Here is a 2,497-nt window from a genome sequence, read left to right as displayed (position 1 = left end):
ACAGGAGACAGGAGACAGGAGGAAAATTACATGGGGATAGTCAACGAAGGGCCGCTCCGCGTCTACGCTCCCCCAAGTAATTTTGAACACCCCCGTTGACGGTGGGGTATTAAACCCACAAAGAAAATGATAACTAATAACTGAAATGACCTACCACTATTTTTTTAGTTTAATTTTTCTGGTCAAATACTTCAGAAATTAACTGAATAAATTTGCCATCTTTATCGTATTTAATAATCATTCGTTTATACTTATTTTCAATTACCATCTTACCTACTACCAGTTCAAATTCTTCTCCTATTTTTACCTTTTCAGGAACATTTATAACTATACCATCAGGTAGAAAAAATGTTGGATTTTTACCTGCAGTTGGATCTAACTTAAGTTCTGTCGGTTCTGGTTCTTGAGAAATTTGTAAATCTGGTGTCAGAGACTGTTTTTTTCCCACCCAATTTCCTGATATATTCTTTAATTCTGCTCCTGGTTTTTGGTCAGGATAACTATTGAGATGCTCGCGAATTTGTGTAAGTCCTGCTAGTTCTCCATTCTCTCCATACATAGAAGCAACGCTAGTCCGAAAATTTTGATGCTGGAAAAATAATTCACAACCAAAACGATACCCTATTTTTAATTGTGGGCACATCCAAGTTTTGGCTTCTTTACTGAAAGATAATGTCCTCATTGATTGAAATGCCGGATGAATGATTCCATCTGGTTTATTAGCAATTTCTTTCTCTATTTGCCATTGTTTTTCTTCTGTACTACCATCAGCATAAGTATAGCTATTGTGGTGAGTAATTACTGTTTTATCCTGATTAGCTGAGAATTTTCTGATACCTTGAAAAGAGTTTATAACTTCTAATTCTAGAGAATATCTAGTCCAAATACCATACCAAGCTATTCCTTCTGGGGTATGATTTCCGAATAGGTTAGTCCAATTTTGTTCTTGTAGATTCATTGCTAATTAATTATTTTGTTTGACTAGAGAAATTATATCAAATAGTAAATTACTTCCGTCGATACTCCACATTCACAACAGAAAAACCCATTTTCAAATATGCCAATAAAAAAATGGGAGGCTTTAGACCACGATTTTTCAGTAAAGTTTTTTAACCAGCTAAATTATTCGTAGCATTCTTTTTTATATTTCATATTAGGCGTTGCATAAATGCGGGATGATTTTAATAGTTTTGTGGAATGAGCATCTTACCCGTTCCCACGCGGAAGTTAAAGGTCAAAAGTATTCCTTGGTAAAGCTTTTAGGATTTTTTAACTGGTTAGTTATTTCTGCCATTCTGCACTAGAGAAATAGAATAGGGGAAAAAGATGGAAATTTACCTCCAAATTCACCATCTCCCTACAGTCCCCACACTTAACTAATAACCCCAAATAACCAATTTCCCAGGGTGGAATGAATCAAAAAATTATAAATTTCTCCAGTTTTCCACAACTCTTGTAGTCGTGTTCCATGATAACCAAATAAAACTAGAAAACAAAAAATCTGAAAATGATGATTTTGAATTAAAAGTACATAAAATGTTCGGATTTTTCGATTATTTATTAATTCCAAAACAATATGTAAAATTGCAATTATAAACACAACAAAAAATACAGGCCCAAATAAATGATAAGCGATCGCCTGACTCAAATTTCCTCGTGCAAATGCCATCAGGGAGCGGGTTAACCCCCATCCAGGGCAAGGAATACCTATAAAACGTAACAGTGGACATCCTATAAATGGTATCTTCAGCCCAAAATTCAAAAAGTAGCTGCCAATAATAGGAAAAAGAGCGATCGCTAGATAAACATATCGCTGATATCGCTCTTTATCAGATAAAAATTCAGAAAACTTTTGCATTTCAACTTATTTATCAAAATAATTGGGTTGCGCAACCCTACCTTTTAAGGCCAAATATTTTTGGAGAGTTCCTCACATCCTCTATTTCCCGTCCTGAGAGGGTTTAGGGGTAGGGTAACTTCTGACTTCGTTAACGACTACGCAATATATCCCAACCAAAACAACTGAGATAAATTACAATTGTCGCTACTTGTTGAAACATAACTAACTCTACTGTTTTGAGCAAAAAATTAGTTTCTGATTGAGAATAAGCAGCCATCGATCCCCCTGCAAGAATAGCAATAAGAATCAAAAAAATTACTTTTCTGTATTTAAGTTTTAGCATTGTTCAAATTACTCCTGTAGTTAATTAATATGTAAGCATTCAGCATTCAGCATTCAGCTATTTATGAGAGTAGACAGTCAAAGCAATTGAAAAATTGAGAGAGAATTAAAAGTTACTGCCAATGTATGCTCCTTCAACCTGAGAAGTAATTATTCATTATTTGCTATTTGCGTAGTATCCCGCAGGGAAGTGCTGACTACTAAGAGCTGAATACTTACATTAGTATTACCGAATAATTAATAATTAATTATTAATTGTTGAATACTTCCTTTGTTGAAAAAACTTTAGAGGCCCTTCCACGATCACTTCATCGC

Annotated in this window: 3 protein-coding genes; all 3 read right to left on the bottom strand. The window is 34.5% G+C overall.

Features of this window, described 5'->3' with window-relative positions; genetic code table 11:
- Nucleotides 1-169: 169 nt before the first annotated feature.
- The 3 genes from F6K13_RS28160 to F6K13_RS28150 all read right to left on the bottom strand — a co-directional run bounded on the left by F6K13_RS28160 (nucleotide 170) and on the right by F6K13_RS28150 (nucleotide 2,183).
- Nucleotides 170-958, bottom strand: coding sequence for a DUF3598 family protein (locus F6K13_RS28160; protein WP_287289153.1), 789 nt, complete (start codon nucleotides 956-958; stop codon nucleotides 170-172).
- A 414-nt stretch (nucleotides 959-1,372) separates the two neighbouring features.
- Entirely contained in the window at nucleotides 1,373-1,858 is a 486-nt protein-coding gene (locus F6K13_RS28155) for a DUF2752 domain-containing protein (protein ID WP_287289151.1), read from the bottom strand.
- Nucleotides 1,859-1,988: 130 nt separating this feature from the next.
- Entirely contained in the window at nucleotides 1,989-2,183 is a 195-nt protein-coding gene (locus F6K13_RS28150) for a hypothetical protein (RefSeq protein ID WP_124143097.1), read from the bottom strand.
- Nucleotides 2,184-2,497: the final 314 nt, after the last annotated feature.

The sequence above is a fragment of the Okeania sp. SIO2B9 genome, assembly GCF_010672505.1.
In the GTDB taxonomy this organism is placed as follows: Bacteria; Cyanobacteriota; Cyanobacteriia; order Cyanobacteriales; family Microcoleaceae; genus Okeania; species Okeania hirsuta.
Note: the sequence above shows the minus strand (reverse complement) of the source record. Positions and strands in the feature narration are given on the sequence as shown.

Excerpts from the sequence above, each read along its gene's own strand:
- F6K13_RS28160 (WP_287289153.1), bottom strand. The coding sequence starts at position 958 with ATGAATCTACAAGAACAAAATTGGACTAACCTATTCGGAAATCATACC.
- F6K13_RS28155 (WP_287289151.1), bottom strand. The coding sequence starts at position 1,858 with ATGCAAAAGTTTTCTGAATTTTTATCTGATAAAGAGCGATATCAGCGA.
- F6K13_RS28150 (WP_124143097.1), bottom strand. The coding sequence starts at position 2,183 with ATGCTAAAACTTAAATACAGAAAAGTAATTTTTTTGATTCTTATTGCT.